We start from the raw sequence: 17,435 nt of genomic DNA, 5'->3' as shown, positions 1-17,435 counted from the left end.
GGAACATCGCCATGTTTATTAAGCAAAAAATACCCTACCTGCACGTTATTAGCGGCTTTACGCCTCGTTTTTTACCTGCCATAACCTTATTTACCGTCGTTGCAATTTTATTGCTGATGAACACTTCTGCATGGGCTAAAAATCAACCAAACGATTCAGATAAAAAATTCAAAATTGTGACAACATTCACAATTATTCAGGATATCGCGCAAAATGTCGCCGGTGATGCGGCCATTGTTGAATCAATCACTAAACCCGGTGCTGAAATTCATGACTATCAGCCGACCCCGCGCGACATCGTGAAAGCACAGTCAGCAGACCTGATTTTATGGAATGGCATGAATCTGGAGCGCTGGTTTGAGCGTTTCTTTGAAAATATTAAAGATGTTCCTTCGGCGGTGGTGACTGATGGCATCACGCCACTCCCCATTCGCGAAGGGCCTTATAAAGGCATCCCTAATCCTCATGCCTGGATGTCACCATTAAACGCATTGATCTATATTGAAAATATTCGCAAGGCACTGGTCGAACACGATCCTGCTCATGCTGAGACTTACAATCGCAATGCCAAAGCCTACGCAGAAAAAATTGCGGCATTGGATGCCCCGCTGCGCGAGCGCTTATCCCGAATTCCGCAAGAACAGCGCTGGCTCGTCACCAGTGAAGGCGCTTTTAGCTATCTGGCAAAAGATTATGGTTTCAAAGAGGTTTATTTATGGCCAATCAATGCTGAAGAGCAAGGTTCACCGCAGCAGGTGCGTCGTGTCATTGATACCATGCGCGCCAATAAAATCCCGGTAATATTTAGTGAAAGCACTATTTCTGATAAACCCGCCAGGCAGGTCAGCAAAGAAACCGGTGCGCAATACGGTGGGGTGTTATATGTTGATTCTTTATCGAATGAGAAAGGACCCGTTCCTACTTATATCGATTTGATTAACACCACAGTGCAAACTATCGCGAAAGGATTTGGTCAATGAACACTGCTGTTTTTGTCCGCCCGGAGCTGATAGTGGATAACGTCACTGTCACCTATAACAATGGGCATACTGCCATTTACGACGCCAGTTTCTCTCTCGCTGGCGGCACCATCTGTGCACTGGTCGGTGTCAACGGGAGCGGTAAATCGACCCTGTTTAAAAGCATTATGGGGCAAGTGAAACCCAGTGTGGGTAAAGTAGAGCTGAGCAATAAGCCAGTTAGCCATGCATTAAAGCAAAATACCATCGCCTACGTTCCGCAGACGGAAGATGTAGACTGGAATTTTCCGGTATTAGTCGAAGACGTTGTCATGATGGGCCGCTACGGAAAAATGAATTTCTTGCGCATTCCGAGTCGCCAAGATAAAGCGATTGTCGATAAGGCCATTGAACGGGTCGGATTAACCGCATTGCGTTCACGTCAGATAGGTGAACTGTCCGGCGGGCAGAAAAAACGCGTGTTTCTGGCGCGAGCGCTGGCCCAGCAAGGTACTGTATTGCTGCTGGATGAGCCGTTTACCGGTGTCGATGTCAAAACAGAAAATGCCATCATAGATTTGTTGCGAGCGTTGCGTGATGAAGGTCACCTGATTTTGGTTTCCACTCATAACCTCGGCAGCGTGCCGGAGTTTTGTGATCATGTGATTCTGATTAATCAAACCGTACTGGCCGCAGGCCCAACAGAAACCACCTTTACTCAAAAGAATCTGGAAATGACCTTTGGTGGCGTACTGCGCCATATCAACCTGTCGGGGAACACGCTGCACGACGATAATGACCCGCGTACCGTGACAGTCATCACCGATGACGAGCGCCCAGCGGTATTTTATGGTCATACCAAAAATGATCCACCGGCACAAAGCCAGTCGAAGGAGAGCAATCCCTGATGCTGGAAATCTTACTGCAACCCTTTAACTACAATTACATGGTCAAGGCCATTTGGGTCAGCGCGATTGTTGGTGCCGTCTGCGCTTTCTTATCTGCTTATTTGATGTTGAAAGGCTGGTCGCTGATGGGAGATGCGCTCTCTCACTCCGTGGTGCCCGGCGTCGCTGGCGCGTATGCCCTCGGCCTGCCCTATGCCGCGGGGGCATTCTTTACCGGTATGCTCGCCGCATTGGCAATGACCTTAGTACGCCATATCACCCGCTTGCGTGAAGATGCCATTATCGGCTTTATCTTCTCTACCTTCTTTGCGGTCGGGCTGCTCATTGTTTCGCTCAATCCCACCTCGGTTAATGTGCAGTCGATCATTTTCGGCAATATTTTGGGCATAGCCGATGAAGATGTGCTGCAAGTCGAAATCATTATTTTGATCTCTTTTGTGATTTTGTGTCTGATTTGGAAAGATTTACTGGCGGTGTTCTTCGATGAAAGTCATGCCATGTCAATTGGCTTGTCACCACTGCGCTTAAAGATTTTATTCTTCACCTTATTAAGTGCTTGTACAGTGGCGGCGTTGCAAACAGTTGGGGCGATTCTGGTAATTGCTATGGTCGTGACACCGGGTGCCACCGCCTACTTACTGACAGACCGTTTCAGCCGTTTGCTGGTGATAGCGATTGCCATCGGCGCATTTACCAGTGCCTTTGGTGCCTATCTCAGTTTCTATCTTGATGGCGCAACCGGTGGGGTTATCGTCACCTTACAAACCGTCGTGTTCCTACTGGCCTTTTTCTTCGCCCCCAAACACGGTTTATTGGCGACGCGCTATCAATCGCGTCAGAAGCGCCGCCACCCTGCGGCCTCTCACCCGGAGGATAATGCATGAACACATTCTTCAGTCTGGTGAGCGAACCTTTCGCCTACCCTTTTATGCAGCGGGCGATAGTCGCCGCGATTATCACCGGCGTGGTGTGCGCGGTGTTATCTTGCTATCTGGTATTAAAAGGTTGGTCATTAATGGGAGATGCCATATCGCACGCCGTGTTACCGGGCATAGTGTTGGCCTTTTGGCTCGGTATCCCATTGGTTATCGGTGCTTTTGTCTCGGGGATCTTTTGTGCGGTCGCCACGGGCTATTTAAAAGAAAACAGTCGGGTTAAAGAAGACACGGTTATGGGGATTGTCTTCTCTGGCATGTTCGCTTTCGGTCTGGTGTTGTTTTCTCGCATGGATACCGATCAGCACCTGAGCCATATTTTGTTTGGTAATATGCTGGGGATTTCGCTAGCGGAACTGAAACAAACGCTCTGGATCGCCGGCTTCACATTGTTAGTTGTGCTATTAAAACGCAAAGACTTCATGCTGTACTGTTTTGACCCAAACCATGCCCGCGTCATTGGGCTACCGGTTAAGTTATTGCACTATGGCTTACTCTGTTTGCTGGCATTAACTATCGTGGCTTCATTGCAAGCGGTAGGTGTTATTTTGGTTATTGCCATGCTAATAGCGCCAGGTATTATCGCCTTTATGGTGTGTCGCAGTTTTGATCAGATGTTGGTTGTGGCTACTGTCGTTTCGGTGGTGGCGTGCGTATTAGGCACCTTGATAAGTTTCCATATTGATGGGGCTACGGGGCCATGTATTGTCATTATTCAGGCACTGTTCTTTGTTATTGCGCTTATTTACAACCTCATCAAACCAACTAAAGGCCATCCAATAGCCTTAAAGGCCAAAGATGAGAGTGTTGAAAACGCGCCAAAAGGTAACCTGCTATAATAAATTGAGCTTTACGCTATATCCTAAATAATTAGCTCAATCCGTCTTTTATTTGATCCGGCATGGGTATCCTCTGTGCATAGGCTCTTGTTCTATGCACTATAAAAAAGCTAACCTAATATTCTGTATTCAGGGCATTGGATTACAGGTCAGCAGCAAGCGAACCACTCTTTAATAAGATGAAGGGTATAACTGGCAGCTAATAGGGGGTATATCATGTGGCAAGCAGTGAATCGTCTGTTAAGTGAATATCTTGGGCCCGCTGAAATTCGAGAAAGAACCGAACTGCCCGGCGGAGATATTCATGATGCCTGGCGCCTTAGCTATGGTGACACTGAGGTTTTTGTCAAATGTGATACCCGTGAGATGCTGCCAATATTTACCGCCGAGGCAGATCAACTCTCTCTATTAGCTCGCAGCAAGACTGTCCGAGTACCTGAAGTCTATGGTGTAGGCAGTGATCGTGAATACAGCTTCTTGTTACTCGAATATATTCCGCTTAAACCATTAGATGCTCACGGTGCCTATTGTTTGGGGCAACAGTTAGCCCATTTACACCAATGGAGTGAACAACTTCAATTTGGGCTGGATTTTGATAATGATTTAGCCACCACGCCACAACCCAATAGTTGGCAACGCCGCTGGGCGCAATTTTTTGCTGAACAGCGTATCGGCTGGCAATTACAATTATCCGCCGAGAAAGGCATGTCGTTTGGCGATATTGACCATATAACCCAACTGGTGCAAGAACGCTTACAAAGCCATCAGCCGCAGCCTTCACTGTTGCATGGCGACTTGTGGCCGGCAAACTGTGCCTCCAGCCCCAATGGGCCGGTTATTTTTGATCCCGCCTGTTATTGGGGCGACCGCGAATGTGACCTTGCCATGTTGCCACTCTATCCAACATTACCTGCACAAATTTATGACGGTTATCAGAGTATCTGGCCACTCCCTGCCGGCTTTATTGAACGCCAGCCTATTTATCAACTTTATTACCTACTGAACCGCAGCAACTTATTTGGTGGTCAACATTGGATTAATGCGCAGAAAGCCGTGGAGCAACTACTGCATCCCGAAAAAATTTAGTCTGCTAGTCGTCCGTTAATAGCCCCCTGCGAGTTAGTTATCCAACTCGCAGGGGGCTTTTTTATGCCACCAATATTCCGCAATATATGACTTTTTCTAAAAAAGTATGAACCAAACCACATATTAGATGCATTCCTTCCGTCTAATAATGACCGTAAACCCTGTTCTTTTTTGCCAGCGACAATCCCCGTTAAAAAGCGCTTACTTAAATAAAATCAAGAGCCTTCATTAAGGGAATATCACCCCCTTAATAGGGACTCTATTGCCAATAATTGGGAGCCGTAGAATGGTAGATATCCACGAGTGGGAAAACCTTGCTAATAAAGAACTCAATCGGCGAGGAAAAAAAGTCGAAGACCTGGTCACTAACACAGCGGAAGGTATTGCGGTCAAACCGCTGTATACCGCCAGTGACCTTGATGGGTTAGAAGTCACTGGCTCCCTGCCCGGCATGGCACCTTACGTCAGAGGGCCAAGGGCCACAATGTATGCAGCGCAACCCTGGACCATTCGCCAATATGCTGGTTTTTCAACCGCTAAAGAATCAAATGCCTTTTATCGCAGAAATCTGGCTGCGGGGCAAAAAGGGCTTTCAGTTGCCTTTGACCTGGCTACCCACCGCGGTTACGACTCCGACAATCCCCGCGTTTCTGGTGATGTAGGGAAAGCGGGAGTGGCAATTGATAGTGTCGAGGATATGAAAGTCTTATTCGACCAAATCCCGCTGGATAAAATGTCGGTCTCAATGACCATGAATGGCGCAGTGCTGCCCATTATGGCGTTTTACATTGTCGCCGCTGAAGAACAAGGTGTGGTTCCGGCGCTACTGACCGGGACTATTCAAAACGATATTCTGAAAGAATATTTGTGCCGCAATACCTATATTTATCCGCCCAAACCCTCCATGCGCATTATTTCAGACATTATTGCCTGGAGTTCACAAAATATGCCGCGCTTTAACACCATTAGTATCAGTGGCTACCACATGGGGGAAGCCGGGGCTAACTGTGTACAGCAAGTAGCTTTTACTATCGCCGATGGCATTGAATACATCAAAGCTGCGCTGAAAGCTGGTTTAAATATTGATGACTTTGCCCCGCGCCTCTCCTTCTTCTTCGGCATTGGCATGGATTTGTTTATGAATATCGCCATGTTACGTGCTGCGCGCTATCTCTGGAGTGAAGCGGTCAGCCAATTTGGTGCCACTGACCCTAAATCTTTGGCGCTACGCACCCATTGCCAGACATCAGGCTGGAGTCTGACCGAGCAAGACCCTTATAACAATATCATTCGCACCACTATTGAAGCGCTGGGGGCAACTCTCGGTGGCACCCAATCTTTGCATACCAACGCGTTTGATGAAGCCCTCGGCTTACCCACTGATTTCTCTGCACGTATTGCGCGTAACACGCAAATTATCATTCAAGAAGAGTCAGAAATTTGCCGGACTATTGACCCATTAGCAGGCTCATATTTTGTCGAGTCACTGACCGACCAAATGGTCAAACAAGCACGCAAAATTATTCAACAAATTGATGATGTGGGCGGAATGGCCAAAGCGATTGAGGTCGGGTTACCCAAACGCATGATTGAAGAAGCCTCCGCGGGTGAACAATCACTGATTGATCAGGGCAAGCGGGTTATTGTCGGGGTGAATAAATACAAGCTAGAGCAAGAAGCGGAAACACCCGTGTTGGAAATCGACAACGTCAAAGTGCGCAATGAACAAATTGCCCAGTTGAAAGATATCCGCGCCCGTCGTGACAATGCGGCGGTACAGCAGGCATTGGCACAATTGCGTCATGCTGCCGGGCATAATGAAAACCTGTTGGAAGCGGCAGTGCAAGCTGCACGATTACGGGCAACGTTAGGGGAGATTTCAGATGCCATGGAGACCGAGTTTGACCGCTATCTGGTGCCAAGCGAATGCGTAACCGGGGTGATTGCCCACAGCTATCATCAAAATGAAAACGATGCACAAGAGTTTGATCAAATCCTCGCACAAACTCAGCACTTCCTTGAACAAAATGGCCGGCACCCAAGAATTCTGATTGCCAAGATGGGTCAGGATGGCCATGACCGTGGCGCGAAAGTGATTGCCAGTGCCTATTCTGATCTTGGCTTTGATGTCGATCTTAGCCCCATGTTCTCCACACCGGAAGAAATCGCCCGACTGGCTGTTGAAAATGATGTCCATGTCATCGGTGCGTCATCACTGGCAGCTGGCCATAAAACCTTGATCCCTGAATTGGTCGAGGCATTACGCCAATACAATCGTCAGGATATCTGCGTAGTCGCCGGTGGTGTTATTCCTCCACAGGATTACACCTTCTTACGTGAGCACGGTGTTGCCGCTATTTATGGGCCGGGCACCCCGATGTTAGCCAGCGTGCGTGATGTCTTGAAACTGATCAGTGCCCGTCATGATTAATGCCAACAATCTGGATGATTACATCCAGCGTTTACGCCGAGGGGAGCGGGCTGCATTGGCGCAAGCCATGACACTGGCAGAAAGCACCCTGCCCCAACATCAAGAATTAAGCTCCCGGTTACTGGACAACATCATGCCCTACACCGGGCAAGCCAGACGGCTTGGCATCACCGGCACTCCGGGAGCGGGCAAAAGCACTTTTCTTGAAGCGCTGGGAGAGGAGTTATTGGCACAAGGCCACAAAGTGGCGGTGATTGCGGTCGATCCCAGTAGCCCGATCAGCGGCGGCAGCATTTTGGGAGACAAAACCCGCATGCTGAATCTGTCGCGCGCCGAGCATGCGTTTGTCCGCCCCGTCCCCTCCAGGGGGCATCTTGGCGGCATCAGTCAGAGTACCCGCGAACTGATTTTACTTTGTGAAGCAGCAGGTTATGACATCGTTATTGTTGAAACCGTCGGGGTTGGGCAATCAGAAACTGAAGTTGCCGCAATGGTGGACTGCTTTCTCTCACTGCAAATTGCCGGAGGGGGGGATGACCTGCAAGGTATCAAGAAAGGCATTATGGAAATGGCTGATTTTATCGTCATCAATAAAGATGATGGCGAGAATCATATCAATGTCGATATTGCCCGCCATATGTACCACAGCGCACTGAATATCATCCGCCGAAAATACCCGGCATGGCAACCTCAAGTGCTGAGCTGTAGCGCTCTGGAAAAACGGGGAATTCGCGAAGTTTGGCAGGCAATTCAGACCTTTTGGCCGGTGATGACCCAAAGCGGGCAGTTGGCAACGTTACGTCAGCAACAGAATGTCGATTGGGTTCGCCACCAAATCGAGGTAAATGCGCTGGCAGCCCTGTTTTCCCGCCCCGATATCCACCAGCACTATCAGCAAATGGAAGCCCTGCTACAACAAAATCAAATTTCGCCTCGGGCCGGCATTAGCACTGTCACTCATTTTATTACGCAAAAAATTTTCAATTAAAGGGATAACAATTATGTCTTATCAGTATGTCAAAGTATTGATTGCCAATCGGGTTGGCATTATTGAGTTCAACCACGCCCGCAAGTTGAACGCATTAAGTAAAGTGTTTATGGATGATTTAATGTTAGCGCTGCATGACCTCAATAATACCGATATCCGTTGCATTATTTTGCGCGCCGCCGAAGGCTCAAAAGTGTTCTCTGCCGGCCATGATATTCACGAACTCCCTACCGGCCGACGTGACCCGCTGTCCTATGACGACCCGTTACGCCAAATCACCCGCGCTATCCAAAAATATCCTAAACCGATCATCTCAATGGTTGAAGGCAGTGTCTGGGGCGGTGCATTTGAGATGATCATGAGTTCAGATATCATTATTGCCTGTAGTAATTCGACCTTTTCCATGACCCCCGTGAATCTGGGCGTGCCATATAACCTGGTGGGTATCCACAACCTTATCCGTGATGCCGGTTTTCACATTGTCAAAGAGCTGATTTTTACCGCCGCACCTATCACTGCCGAACGCGCCTTGTCGGTGGGCATTCTTAACCATGTGGTGGAACCCAGCGAACTGGAAGATTTCACCCTGAAACTGGCGCACGTTATTTCTGAAAAAGCGCCGCTGGCAATTGCCGTGATCAAAGAAGAACTGCGTGTTTTAGGGGAAGCCCATACCATGAATTCCGATGAGTTTGAACGCATTCAAGGCATGCGCCGCGCGGTCTACGACAGCCATGACTACCAAGAGGGTATGAGCGCCTTTATGGAGAAACGTAAACCTAACTTTCTTGGACGTTAACCCTGAGCAGCTAAAGGATTTCTCTATGAAACGGTCATATTGCAGATTGACGGCTGATGAGGCCGCCGAGTGTATCGAGCATGGGAATATGGTGGTGTTCAGTGGTTTTACCCCGGCAGGAGCGCCCAAAGTGCTGCCCGCGGCCATTGCCAAACGCGCTATAGCACACCACCAACAGCAGAAAGAATTTCAAATCCGCTTACTGACTGGCGCATCAATCAGTGCTCAGGCTGATGATGAATTAGCCGCAGCCGAGGCTGTAGTGTGGCGTGCGCCTTATCAAACCGCCTCACTTTTACGGGAAAAAATTAACCAAGGCTCGGTTAGCTTTGTTGATTTGCACCTAAGTGAAGTGGCGCAAATGGTTAACTATGGTTTCTTTGGTGATATTGACGTGGCAGTGATTGAGGCCTCAGCCATCACCGCCGATGGGAAGGTTTATCTCACCAGCGGCATTGGCAACTCACCGGTGTTTTTGCATAAAGCCAAGAAAATCATCATCGAATTAAATCATTATCACAGCCCTCGGGTCGCCGAATTGGCCGATATTGTTATGCTGGGTGCTCCGCCCCGGCGCAATACTCTGCCGATATTCCATACTCTGGATAAGGTGGGCCAACCTTATGTACAGGTTGATCCAGCCAGGATTGTCGGCATTGTCGAAACTGAGCTGCCGGATGCCAGTAATAGCCTTGATCGCGAAAACCCATTGTGTGAACAAATTGCCGACAATGTCGTGGGTTTCCTGCTGAATGAGCTGAAATTAGGCCGTATTCCACCTGAGTTTCTTCCACTGCAAAGTGGGGTCGGCAACATCAATAATGCAGTGATGAAACGCCTTGGGGAAAACCCCGACATTCCGCCGTTTATGATGTATTCCGAGGTGCTCCAGGAATCAGTGGCCCAGTTGTTAGAGACAGAAAAAGTGCTGGGTGTCAGTGCCTCGAGCTTAACAATTTCACCTATCACACTGAAAAAAATCTATGACAACATGGACTTCTTTGCCAGCCGGATTGTTTTGCGTCCACAGGAGATTTCTAATCATCCGGAGATCATTCGCCGGTTAGGAGTAATTGCCCTCAATGTGGGATTAGAGTTTGATATTTATGGCCATGCCAATTCAACCCATGTGGCGGGTACTGAATTAGTTAATGGTATTGGCGGCAGCGCCGATTTTGAGCGCAATGCTTATCTCTCCATCTTTATGGCCCCCTCTATCGTCAAAGGCGGAAAAGTCTCCACCATTGTGCCAATGTGTACTCATGTTGATCATAGTGAACACAGTGTCAAAGTTATTGCTACAGAACAAGGTGTTGCAGATTTGCGTGGGTTGTCGCCGATGCAACGCGCTGTGGCAATTATCAATAACTGCGCCCATCCGATGTATCGCGACTATCTGCATCAATACCTGGCACAGGCCAAAGGGGGACATTTACATCACGACCTGACCCAGGCATTTCGGCTACATCAAAACTTATTTGAATTTGGTTCCATGCTGGTGCCTTAATCGCTATCACGATCCGAATGGATATAGCCCATGACTTGTTCTATATGGTGATTATTCTTGAGTGAATAGAGATACTCGCGCATATACATGGGCTGATTTGGCGCATCGAAATATTTAAGTTTTGCCGGATTCACCAGTTTATAAGCAAACTGCGGCACGACGGTCAGGAATTGCCCCTGCTCGACCGCACTGATTTTTGCCATAAAACTGTAAGGGCGATAAATAATGGTCGGGTTAATCCCAATGGAACGGAAATGTGCATCTAATAAGGATTCAAAATTAGCCCGATTCTGAAAGCGCATTTGCAGCCACGGCAGCGTATTCAATAGTTCCAATGATTGGCAATTTTCAAAACGGCGCGAAACTAAAAAGCCGAGTCGCAGTAATGGCAGCTCAGTGGTTTGCAAACTATCAATATGTGTTACCCGGGGAGAAGCCTGCTGTGGGGAAATAATAAAATCCACGCGCCTGTCGAGTAAATCATCTATCACGCTATTTTCGCTGAACTCAAAAGGCTGAGCTGTTACCCCATCATATTTATCGCTGAGGCTGAATAACTGATCGAAAATGATAGTGGGATAGGTGTTATCAATGCCAATGACGATGTTCCTCTGCCGCTGAGACATTGAGACAATGGTGTTATCAATAGCCGATAGCCGTTGATAAATAGGGAATAATTCCTGATAAAGCTCCTGCCCCGCTTTGTTTAAACTGATGCTCTTTTCATTACGGGTAAACAGCGCATATCCCACCAACTCTTCCAGGGCCGTAATACTCTTACCGAAAGGTGAAGCGGTCATGTGTAATTTTTCAGCCGCCTTAGCCATACTATTTGTTTGGGCCAAAATAATAAAATTACGCATTTTCTTTGAAATAAAAACGTTCATGACTTGACTGATGTAACAGAGGAAATAGTGCTACAGCATAAGGGAATCACTGACTTAATATTGTGAGGACAAGACGAGTATGAGAGGTCACTGACCAGAAAATTCTTTCAATAGATTAATTTGTTTCAATTTCAAATGAATAAACAGCAAAAAGGCCCTGAGTGACGGGCCTTTTCATCATGATGCACCAGCGATATTGGATAATATTATTACCCCTGAGCCATCAGCCCTAACAGTTTGATGACAAAATAAAACACCACACCTATCACTAGTGGCAGAATGTATAAGGTAAAAAACTGCAAAAAAATAGTGTGATGCGGTAAGACTATTTTCTCTTCTAATTGCTCGCGAGTTCGCCCCTCACTGCCCTTCGCCTGTTCCAAAATCATTTGGTCTTCGATGCCTTCACGAATATAACGGACTTGTCGTGACATGCGCGCACCCGATGCCTGCAATGACAAACCCACGAAAATCAGCATATAAATAATAAAGAACATGATGTTCGATGCTGAAAACCCTTGTTCGAAATCAGGCACTGGCGAGTTGTACCAGAAGATATCCAGAAAAGTCGTGTTAAAGCGGATCATATCGGTCATTACGTGGATAAAATCCAGCATAACCGCATTAATCCCGGTGCTTTTTTGACTATATTGATAGGCAAAATTGATAATTGAAATCAATGTTGACAGCAGTGCTGGAATAAATACGAGCCACCCGGCTATCCGTTTGATAATAGCGACACGCCCAGCCTGTTGATAGGTCATGACTTCTCCTTGTAAATACCACAACTTATGTGGCCTTAGTTTACCCGCTACACTCCGAACTTGTGCAGAATTTTGCGAATGTTCTTACGATTCATGCAAATTCAAGCCTAGCTCATCCAACGCAATATCATTAAGTTAATAAATTATACTGTAAGAAAGACAGAGAATTGTGTTCAGCTGGTTCAATCACGATGAACCAATGATAGAGTGTTCTATCCGTAGCTAGAAACCAAACAGGAGAAATAATAAATGGCGACCCCTCACGCAATTAAGGCCGCAATTTTCGATATGGACGGCTTGCTAATTGATTCGGAGCCGTTATGGCTACAGGCTGAGCTTGATATCTTTACCGAACTGGGGCTGGATACCTCGTCGAGAGACTCCCTACCCGATACTCTTGGATTGCGCATCGATTTAGTGGTGAAACTTTGGTTCCAATCTATGCCATGGCAAGGGCCAAGTCAGGCTGAAGTGTGCAAACGTATTATTGCCCGCGCGATAGATTTAGTGGAAGAAACCAAACCGGTATTACCCGGAGTGGAATATGCACTGGAGTTATGCCGTGCACAAGGGTTGAAAATTGGTCTGGCGTCAGCTTCTCCGCTGCATATGCAAAAACGCGTCCTGGCGATGTTAAATATTGAAAAATACTTCGACCGTCTGGTGTCAGCAGAATACCTGCCGCACAGCAAACCGCATCCAGAAGTATATTTGAATGCTGCATCTGACTTGGGTGTTGACCCACTGGAATGTGTCACGCTGGAAGATTCAGTCAATGGGATGATTGCCACCAAAGCCGCTCGTATGCGCTCTATTGTTATCCCGACAAAGGAATATCGGGCCGATCCTCGTTGGGTATTAGCGGATATACAGTTGGAGTCGCTGGAACAGTTACGTAAAGAAGATATTTCGTGATGAGCGATTTCGCCACGGCTACTTTAGATGACGATGATGTTATCAGGGGCTAATGAATGTGGCGTTAATCAAGGCGGCTGAAGTGAATACCCAGCCGCCTGAATATGTTTTACAGGAAATCATCCCGTTTGGGATTAAAGGTGTCGATCAAAATACTGTTGTCTTCCAGTGATACCGCACCATGCATCTCGTTTTTAACCGCGCGATAAGCATCACCGGCCTTCAAAATACGTTTTTGCCCTTCGATTTCTACTTCGAAGCTACCTGCAGCCACATAAGCAATCTGGTCATGAATATCATGCTTGTGCGCCACACCAATAGCACCTTTATCAAAGTGAACACAAACCATCATCAGATCATCACTCCAGGTCATGACCTTGCGTTTAATGCCATTGCCTAATTCTTCCCAAGGCGTTTCATCATTAATAAAGAACATCTTCATTGTTTCTCCTCATTATTATGCAAAATAGTTTCTGCTGTAGCCTAGTCACAGTTTTACGCTGAATTCGGCCCATTCTACGGCCAAAATCCGCAGTTTGATCATAATTAATCCAAAAATCATGACGCCCCTCAAAAAATAATAAAACATCATTTCATTTTTATTGAATTAACTTCCCGCAAATACTATCATCACCACATCAAAAGAAACACCGGTCCGAACCGAAAGAGAGGCACCGACATGCAAGTTCGTCAAAGCATTCATAGTGACCACGCAAAGCAACTCGATACCGCAGGTCTGCGTCGTGAATTTCTGATTGAGAATATTTTCGTCGCAGATGAATACACCATGACCTATAGCCACATCGACAGAATCATTGTGGGCGGTATTTTGCCGGTCGAGAAAACGGTCAGCATTGGTGATGAAGTAGGCAAGCAGTTAGGTGTGAGTTATTTTCTGGAGCGCCGTGAACTAGGCGTTATCAATATTGGCGGGCCGGGCCTTATCTCTGTTGATGGGCAGGTTTACGAAATCGGTAATGAAGAAGCACTGTATGTCGGTAAAGGTGCGAAAGAAGTCACCTTTAATAGCCTTGAGAGCAGCAAACCGGCTAAGTTCTATTACAACAGCGCGCCGGCGCATACCACTTATCCCAATAAGAAGATCACACTGGCAGAGGCCGCACCGCAAACTTTGGGTGATGACGCGACCAGTAATCGTCGCACTATCAATAAATACATCGTGCCCGATGTGTTGCCAACCTGCCAACTGACCATGGGTTTGACCAAGCTGGCACCCGGCAATCTCTGGAACACGATGCCCTGCCATACCCATGACCGACGCATGGAAGTGTATTTCTACTTTGATATGGACGAAGAAACAGCAGTCTTCCACATGATGGGCCAGGCGCAGGAAACTCGCCATTTGCTGGTTCATAACGAGCAGGCCGTTATTTCACCAAGTTGGTCTATCCATTCAGGTGTAGGCACTAAACGTTACACCTTCATCTGGGGCATGGTCGGTGAAAACCAGGTCTTCGGTGATATGGACCACATTGCCGTTAGCGAACTGCGTTAGATGTTTGCCAACGGCATTAAGCATCACCCTACCAAAGCCGTCCTTTGGGCGGTTTTCTCCCTAATATTATAATCGCGGTACTCTTTGGCCGCCTTGAGAGAGATGTTAGCTATGATCTTAGATTCCTTTGAGTTAAAGGGTAAAATTGCTCTGGTTACCGGCTGTGATACAGGTTTGGGCCAAGGCATGGCGATTGGTTTAGCCGAAGCGGGTTGCGATATCGTTGGTGTGAATATTGTTGAGCCAAAAGAGACTATCGAAAAAGTGACGGCCTTAGGTCGCCGCTTCTTAAGCCTGACGGCTGATTTGAGCAAAATTGATGGTATCCCTGCCCTGTTAGAACGCGCCATCGCTGAATTTGGTCAAATCGATATCCTGGTCAATAACGCTGGCATTATCCGCCGCGAAGATGCGATCAACTTCAGCGAAAAGGACTGGGATGATGTGATGAACGTAAACATCAAAACTGTGTTCTTCATGTCTCAAGCGGTTGCTAAGCAATTTATCAAGCAAGGTACTGGCGGCAAAATCATCAACGTGGCTTCAATGCTGTCTTACCAAGGCGGTATCCGTGTTCCTTCTTATACAGCCTCGAAAAGTGCAGTGATGGGTGTTACCCGTCTGTTAGCAAACGAATGGGCTAAACACGGCATCAATGTGAACGCAGTAGCACCAGGTTACATGGCAACCAACAACACTCAACAACTGCGTAAAGATGAAGAGCGTAGCAAAGAGATTCTTGATCGCATCCCGGCTGGCCGTTGGGGCTTGCCTGATGACCTGAAAGGCCCTGTTGTCTTCCTGGCTTCCAAAGCATCTGACTATATCAGTGGTTACACTATCGCTGTTGATGGCGGTTGGTTGGCTCGCTAAACCAATAAATATCACTAATTTGAGTTAAGGATTATTTCCTGCGGTTATTCGCCATATTCCAGCTCAAAACTCTATTGAGGCACAACATCAGTTGTGCCTTTTTTATTACTTATTTATCAAATGGTTAACAAACAGATCTTTACCAAAAATCTTGCCAAAACTGCAAAAATAAAAAATTCAAAACAACGTTCCGACTCCGATCACACTTTTGTCATTCGCCCAATGACTCGCCAGTAAATACAAATATAATAGATTGAAACGATGTTTCTATTTATAAGGAACTGTAAACCGGTTCCGACCTAACATTTCTATGATGGGGTTACGGTAATGGATTTTGTCGGCAACATTAAAGGCAGCGACGCAGTGATGATTAACTGGCTCAGTGCTATCCGAAGCTATGTTGATTTAGTCCAGTCTGTAAGCCATAGCAATCAGAATCCAACCCCGCTGATGGCCGATGGTTTTGATGTCCTGACTCACCAACCTGTGGTCTGGCAATTCCCGGATGGCCGTAATGTTCCGATATCTAACTTTGCCAGTCAACAAAACTGGCTACGGACACTAGATGCGCTCAGTCTGGTGACGCAAGACCCGCAATATCATCAACAAGCGCGGGTACAAAGCAGCTATTTCATGCAACACGGTGTTCATGAGCAAAGCGGGCTGTTTTATTGGGGTGGTCACCGCTTCTTGAATCTGGACACGTTAAAAACTGAAGGCCCAGAGTCGAAAGCACAAGTGCATGAGCTGAAACATCATCTGCCCTATTACGACTTGCTGCTCAATGTCGATCGGGAAAAAACACTTAATTTCCTGCAAGGATTTTGGCATGCCCACGTCGAAGACTGGCAAACACTGGACCTGGGTCGCCATGGTAGTTATGACAAGCAACGTGACCCACATGTTTTCACCCATGCACGTCATGACGTGGTGAATCCGCAAGTCTGGCCACAGCTACCCGAAACTAAAGGCCTGACCTTTGTTAACGCAGGTACTGATCTCATTTACGCTGCATATAAATATGCTGAGTATACCGGCGACATCGCAGCGGCTGCCTGGGGCAAACATTTATACCGTCAATACGTCTTGGCCCGCAATCCTGAAACAGGACTGCCGGTTTATCAATTCAGTTCGCCACAACAGCGCCGGCCGATACCGGAAGATGATAACCAAACCCAATCCTGGTATGGCGACCGTGCCAAGCGCCAGTTCGGCCCAGAGTTTGGTGAAATTGCCCGTGAAGCCAATGTTTTGTTCCGTGATATGCGGCCATTACTGATTGATAACCCATTAGCAATGCTGGATATCTTGCGCCAACAGCCGGATGCAGAAGTTCTGCAATGGGTGATTGACGGGTTAAAAAATTACTATCGTTTCGCCTATGACGTCGAGAGTAATACATTGCGCCCGTTATGGAACGATGGACAGGATATGAGCGGCTATGTCTTACAGCGTGATGGCTATTATGGCGCTAAGGGTAAGGTTATCTCGCCATTCCCATTAGAAGTAGATTATCTGCTACCACTGGTTCGAGCCTGGCGAGCCAGTGAAGATGACGAGCTACTGGATTTGATTGCGGTCTTACTGCACCGCTGGCAGTTAGCTGAATTAAACAAACAACAACGTCGTGCAACACTGATGGACGGCAAAAAACCAGCTGCCTCCCCTTATCTGCTACTGGCTTTAGTTGAACTGGCTGAGCACTGCCAATGTAGCCAATTATTTACCTTGGCCTGGCAAATAGGGAATGACTTATTTCAACAACATTACCATCGCGGCCTGTTTGTCGAATCAGCGGAACACCGTTATTTCCGTATCGACAATCCGATTGCATTAGCTTTATTAACCTTGATTGCCGCGAAACAGAATAAGTTGGCAGCAATACCTCAATTTATTACCAATGGTGGTTACATCCATGGAGATTATCGGGTGAACGGAGAGAGCCGCACCCTGTATGACATCGATTTTATTTATCCGACGCTTTTGAATCAGTAGTTTTATTTATCTTTCATGTTATTAAAAATAGGT

General features: G+C 47.1%; 16 protein-coding genes. 13 read left to right on the top strand and 3 right to left on the bottom strand.

The annotated features are described in order from the left end of the window. Positions 1 to 11 precede the first annotated feature (11 nt). The 9 genes from yfeA (at position 12) to FTB31_RS17070 (ending at position 10,452) form a co-directional block, all read left to right on the top strand. Entirely contained in the window at positions 12 to 980 is a 969-nt protein-coding gene (gene yfeA / locus FTB31_RS17110) for an iron/manganese ABC transporter substrate-binding protein YfeA (protein ID WP_227729720.1), read from the top strand. Continuing rightward, positions 977 to 1,867 carry an iron/manganese ABC transporter ATP-binding protein YfeB gene (gene yfeB / locus FTB31_RS17105; protein ID WP_050077569.1) on the top strand — a complete coding sequence of 297 codons (891 nt, stop codon included), beginning with the start codon at positions 977 to 979 and terminating at the stop codon, positions 1,865 to 1,867. Before yfeA ends, yfeB begins: the two co-directional genes overlap by 4 nt. Beyond that, a complete protein-coding gene (gene yfeC / locus FTB31_RS17100; protein ID WP_005170114.1) occupies positions 1,867 to 2,751 on the top strand; it encodes an iron/manganese ABC transporter permease subunit YfeC in 885 nt (294 codons plus the stop codon). The genes yfeB and yfeC overlap by 1 nt, the downstream gene beginning before the upstream one ends. After that, complete coding sequence (yfeD, locus tag FTB31_RS17095) at positions 2,748 to 3,641, top strand: iron/manganese ABC transporter permease subunit YfeD (RefSeq protein ID WP_050077568.1); 894 nt, start codon at positions 2,748 to 2,750, stop codon at positions 3,639 to 3,641. The genes yfeC and yfeD overlap by 4 nt, the downstream gene beginning before the upstream one ends. A 216-nt stretch (positions 3,642 to 3,857) precedes the next feature. Beyond that, on the top strand, positions 3,858 to 4,727 hold the full coding sequence (locus FTB31_RS17090; protein WP_050077567.1) for a fructosamine kinase family protein: 870 nt from the start codon (positions 3,858 to 3,860) through the stop codon (positions 4,725 to 4,727). A 286-nt stretch (positions 4,728 to 5,013) separates the two neighbouring features. Beyond that, positions 5,014 to 7,158 (top strand): methylmalonyl-CoA mutase, encoded by a 2,145-nt coding sequence (gene scpA, locus FTB31_RS17085; RefSeq protein ID WP_227731642.1) that lies wholly within the window; start codon positions 5,014 to 5,016, stop codon positions 7,156 to 7,158. Next, positions 7,151 to 8,146: a methylmalonyl Co-A mutase-associated GTPase MeaB gene (gene meaB, locus FTB31_RS17080; RefSeq protein ID WP_227731641.1), complete on the top strand. Its 996-nt coding sequence runs from the start codon at positions 7,151 to 7,153 to the stop codon at positions 8,144 to 8,146. Before scpA ends, meaB begins: the two co-directional genes overlap by 8 nt. A 13-nt stretch (positions 8,147 to 8,159) precedes the next feature. Next, positions 8,160 to 8,945 carry a methylmalonyl-CoA decarboxylase gene (gene scpB / locus FTB31_RS17075; RefSeq protein ID WP_050077564.1) on the top strand — a complete coding sequence of 262 codons (786 nt, stop codon included), beginning with the start codon at positions 8,160 to 8,162 and terminating at the stop codon, positions 8,943 to 8,945. A gap of 25 nt (positions 8,946 to 8,970) precedes the next feature. Beyond that, positions 8,971 to 10,452 (top strand): succinate CoA transferase, encoded by a 1,482-nt coding sequence (locus FTB31_RS17070; protein ID WP_050077563.1) that lies wholly within the window; start codon positions 8,971 to 8,973, stop codon positions 10,450 to 10,452. Here FTB31_RS17070 and srsR read toward each other — a convergent pair. After that, the gene (gene srsR, locus FTB31_RS17065; protein WP_050077562.1) at positions 10,449 to 11,339 is read right to left on the bottom strand and encodes a LysR family transcriptional regulator SrsR; all 891 of its coding nucleotides are present in this window, start codon (positions 11,337 to 11,339) and stop codon (positions 10,449 to 10,451) included. The genes FTB31_RS17070 and srsR overlap by 4 nt on opposite strands. A gap of 209 nt (positions 11,340 to 11,548) precedes the next feature. Further along, positions 11,549 to 12,103, bottom strand: coding sequence for a YniB family protein (locus FTB31_RS17060; protein WP_050077561.1), 555 nt, complete (start codon positions 12,101 to 12,103; stop codon positions 11,549 to 11,551). A gap of 249 nt (positions 12,104 to 12,352) precedes the next feature. Here FTB31_RS17060 and hxpB point away from each other — a divergent pair, with 249 nt between their 5' ends. Beyond that, positions 12,353 to 13,018 carry a hexitol phosphatase HxpB gene (gene hxpB, locus FTB31_RS17055; protein ID WP_077174632.1) on the top strand — a complete coding sequence of 222 codons (666 nt, stop codon included), beginning with the start codon at positions 12,353 to 12,355 and terminating at the stop codon, positions 13,016 to 13,018. Between the two features lie 109 nt (positions 13,019 to 13,127). Here the strand turns inward: hxpB and FTB31_RS17050 are convergent, their stop codons facing one another. Continuing rightward, positions 13,128 to 13,460: a cupin domain-containing protein gene (locus FTB31_RS17050; RefSeq protein WP_005170147.1), complete on the bottom strand. Its 333-nt coding sequence runs from the start codon at positions 13,458 to 13,460 to the stop codon at positions 13,128 to 13,130. Between the two features lie 237 nt (positions 13,461 to 13,697). On the opposite strand from FTB31_RS17050, the gene kduI reads away from it, so the two are divergent. The 3 genes from kduI to FTB31_RS17035 all read left to right on the top strand — a co-directional run bounded on the left by kduI (position 13,698) and on the right by FTB31_RS17035 (position 17,402). Continuing rightward, positions 13,698 to 14,534, top strand: a complete 837-nt coding sequence (gene kduI, locus FTB31_RS17045; protein WP_077294101.1) for a 5-dehydro-4-deoxy-D-glucuronate isomerase — start codon at positions 13,698 to 13,700, stop codon at positions 14,532 to 14,534. A gap of 111 nt (positions 14,535 to 14,645) precedes the next feature. After that, a complete protein-coding gene (gene kduD / locus FTB31_RS17040; protein ID WP_005161658.1) occupies positions 14,646 to 15,407 on the top strand; it encodes a 2-dehydro-3-deoxy-D-gluconate 5-dehydrogenase KduD in 762 nt (253 codons plus the stop codon). Between the two features lie 327 nt (positions 15,408 to 15,734). Next, on the top strand, positions 15,735 to 17,402 hold the full coding sequence (locus FTB31_RS17035) for a pectate lyase (RefSeq protein WP_077174630.1): 1,668 nt from the start codon (positions 15,735 to 15,737) through the stop codon (positions 17,400 to 17,402). The last annotated feature ends 33 nt before the right edge of the window (positions 17,403 to 17,435 follow it).

This window comes from Yersinia proxima (genome assembly GCF_902170785.1).
GTDB classification, from domain to species: Bacteria; Pseudomonadota; Gammaproteobacteria; order Enterobacterales; family Enterobacteriaceae; genus Yersinia; species Yersinia proxima.
This window is presented reverse-complemented; position numbering and strand designations above follow the sequence as displayed.

What these genes read in the sequence shown, in the direction of transcription:
- kduI (WP_077294101.1), top strand. Translation starts at nt 13,698, where the DNA reads ATGCAAGTTCGTCAAAGCATTCATAGTGACCACGCAAAGCAACTCGAT.
- FTB31_RS17090 (WP_050077567.1), top strand. Translation starts at nt 3,858, where the DNA reads ATGTGGCAAGCAGTGAATCGTCTGTTAAGTGAATATCTTGGGCCCGCT.
- srsR (WP_050077562.1), bottom strand. Translation starts at nt 11,339, where the DNA reads ATGAACGTTTTTATTTCAAAGAAAATGCGTAATTTTATTATTTTGGCC.
- yfeB (WP_050077569.1), top strand. Translation starts at nt 977, where the DNA reads ATGAACACTGCTGTTTTTGTCCGCCCGGAGCTGATAGTGGATAACGTC.
- hxpB (WP_077174632.1), top strand. Translation starts at nt 12,353, where the DNA reads ATGGCGACCCCTCACGCAATTAAGGCCGCAATTTTCGATATGGACGGC.
- FTB31_RS17060 (WP_050077561.1), bottom strand. Translation starts at nt 12,103, where the DNA reads ATGACCTATCAACAGGCTGGGCGTGTCGCTATTATCAAACGGATAGCC.
- FTB31_RS17035 (WP_077174630.1), top strand. Translation starts at nt 15,735, where the DNA reads ATGGATTTTGTCGGCAACATTAAAGGCAGCGACGCAGTGATGATTAAC.
- yfeA (WP_227729720.1), top strand. Translation starts at nt 12, where the DNA reads ATGTTTATTAAGCAAAAAATACCCTACCTGCACGTTATTAGCGGCTTT.
- yfeD (WP_050077568.1), top strand. Translation starts at nt 2,748, where the DNA reads ATGAACACATTCTTCAGTCTGGTGAGCGAACCTTTCGCCTACCCTTTT.
- FTB31_RS17070 (WP_050077563.1), top strand. Translation starts at nt 8,971, where the DNA reads ATGAAACGGTCATATTGCAGATTGACGGCTGATGAGGCCGCCGAGTGT.
- yfeC (WP_005170114.1), top strand. Translation starts at nt 1,867, where the DNA reads ATGCTGGAAATCTTACTGCAACCCTTTAACTACAATTACATGGTCAAG.
- FTB31_RS17050 (WP_005170147.1), bottom strand. Translation starts at nt 13,460, where the DNA reads ATGAAGATGTTCTTTATTAATGATGAAACGCCTTGGGAAGAATTAGGC.
- scpA (WP_227731642.1), top strand. Translation starts at nt 5,014, where the DNA reads ATGGTAGATATCCACGAGTGGGAAAACCTTGCTAATAAAGAACTCAAT.
- scpB (WP_050077564.1), top strand. Translation starts at nt 8,160, where the DNA reads ATGTCTTATCAGTATGTCAAAGTATTGATTGCCAATCGGGTTGGCATT.
- meaB (WP_227731641.1), top strand. Translation starts at nt 7,151, where the DNA reads ATGATTAATGCCAACAATCTGGATGATTACATCCAGCGTTTACGCCGA.
- kduD (WP_005161658.1), top strand. Translation starts at nt 14,646, where the DNA reads ATGATCTTAGATTCCTTTGAGTTAAAGGGTAAAATTGCTCTGGTTACC.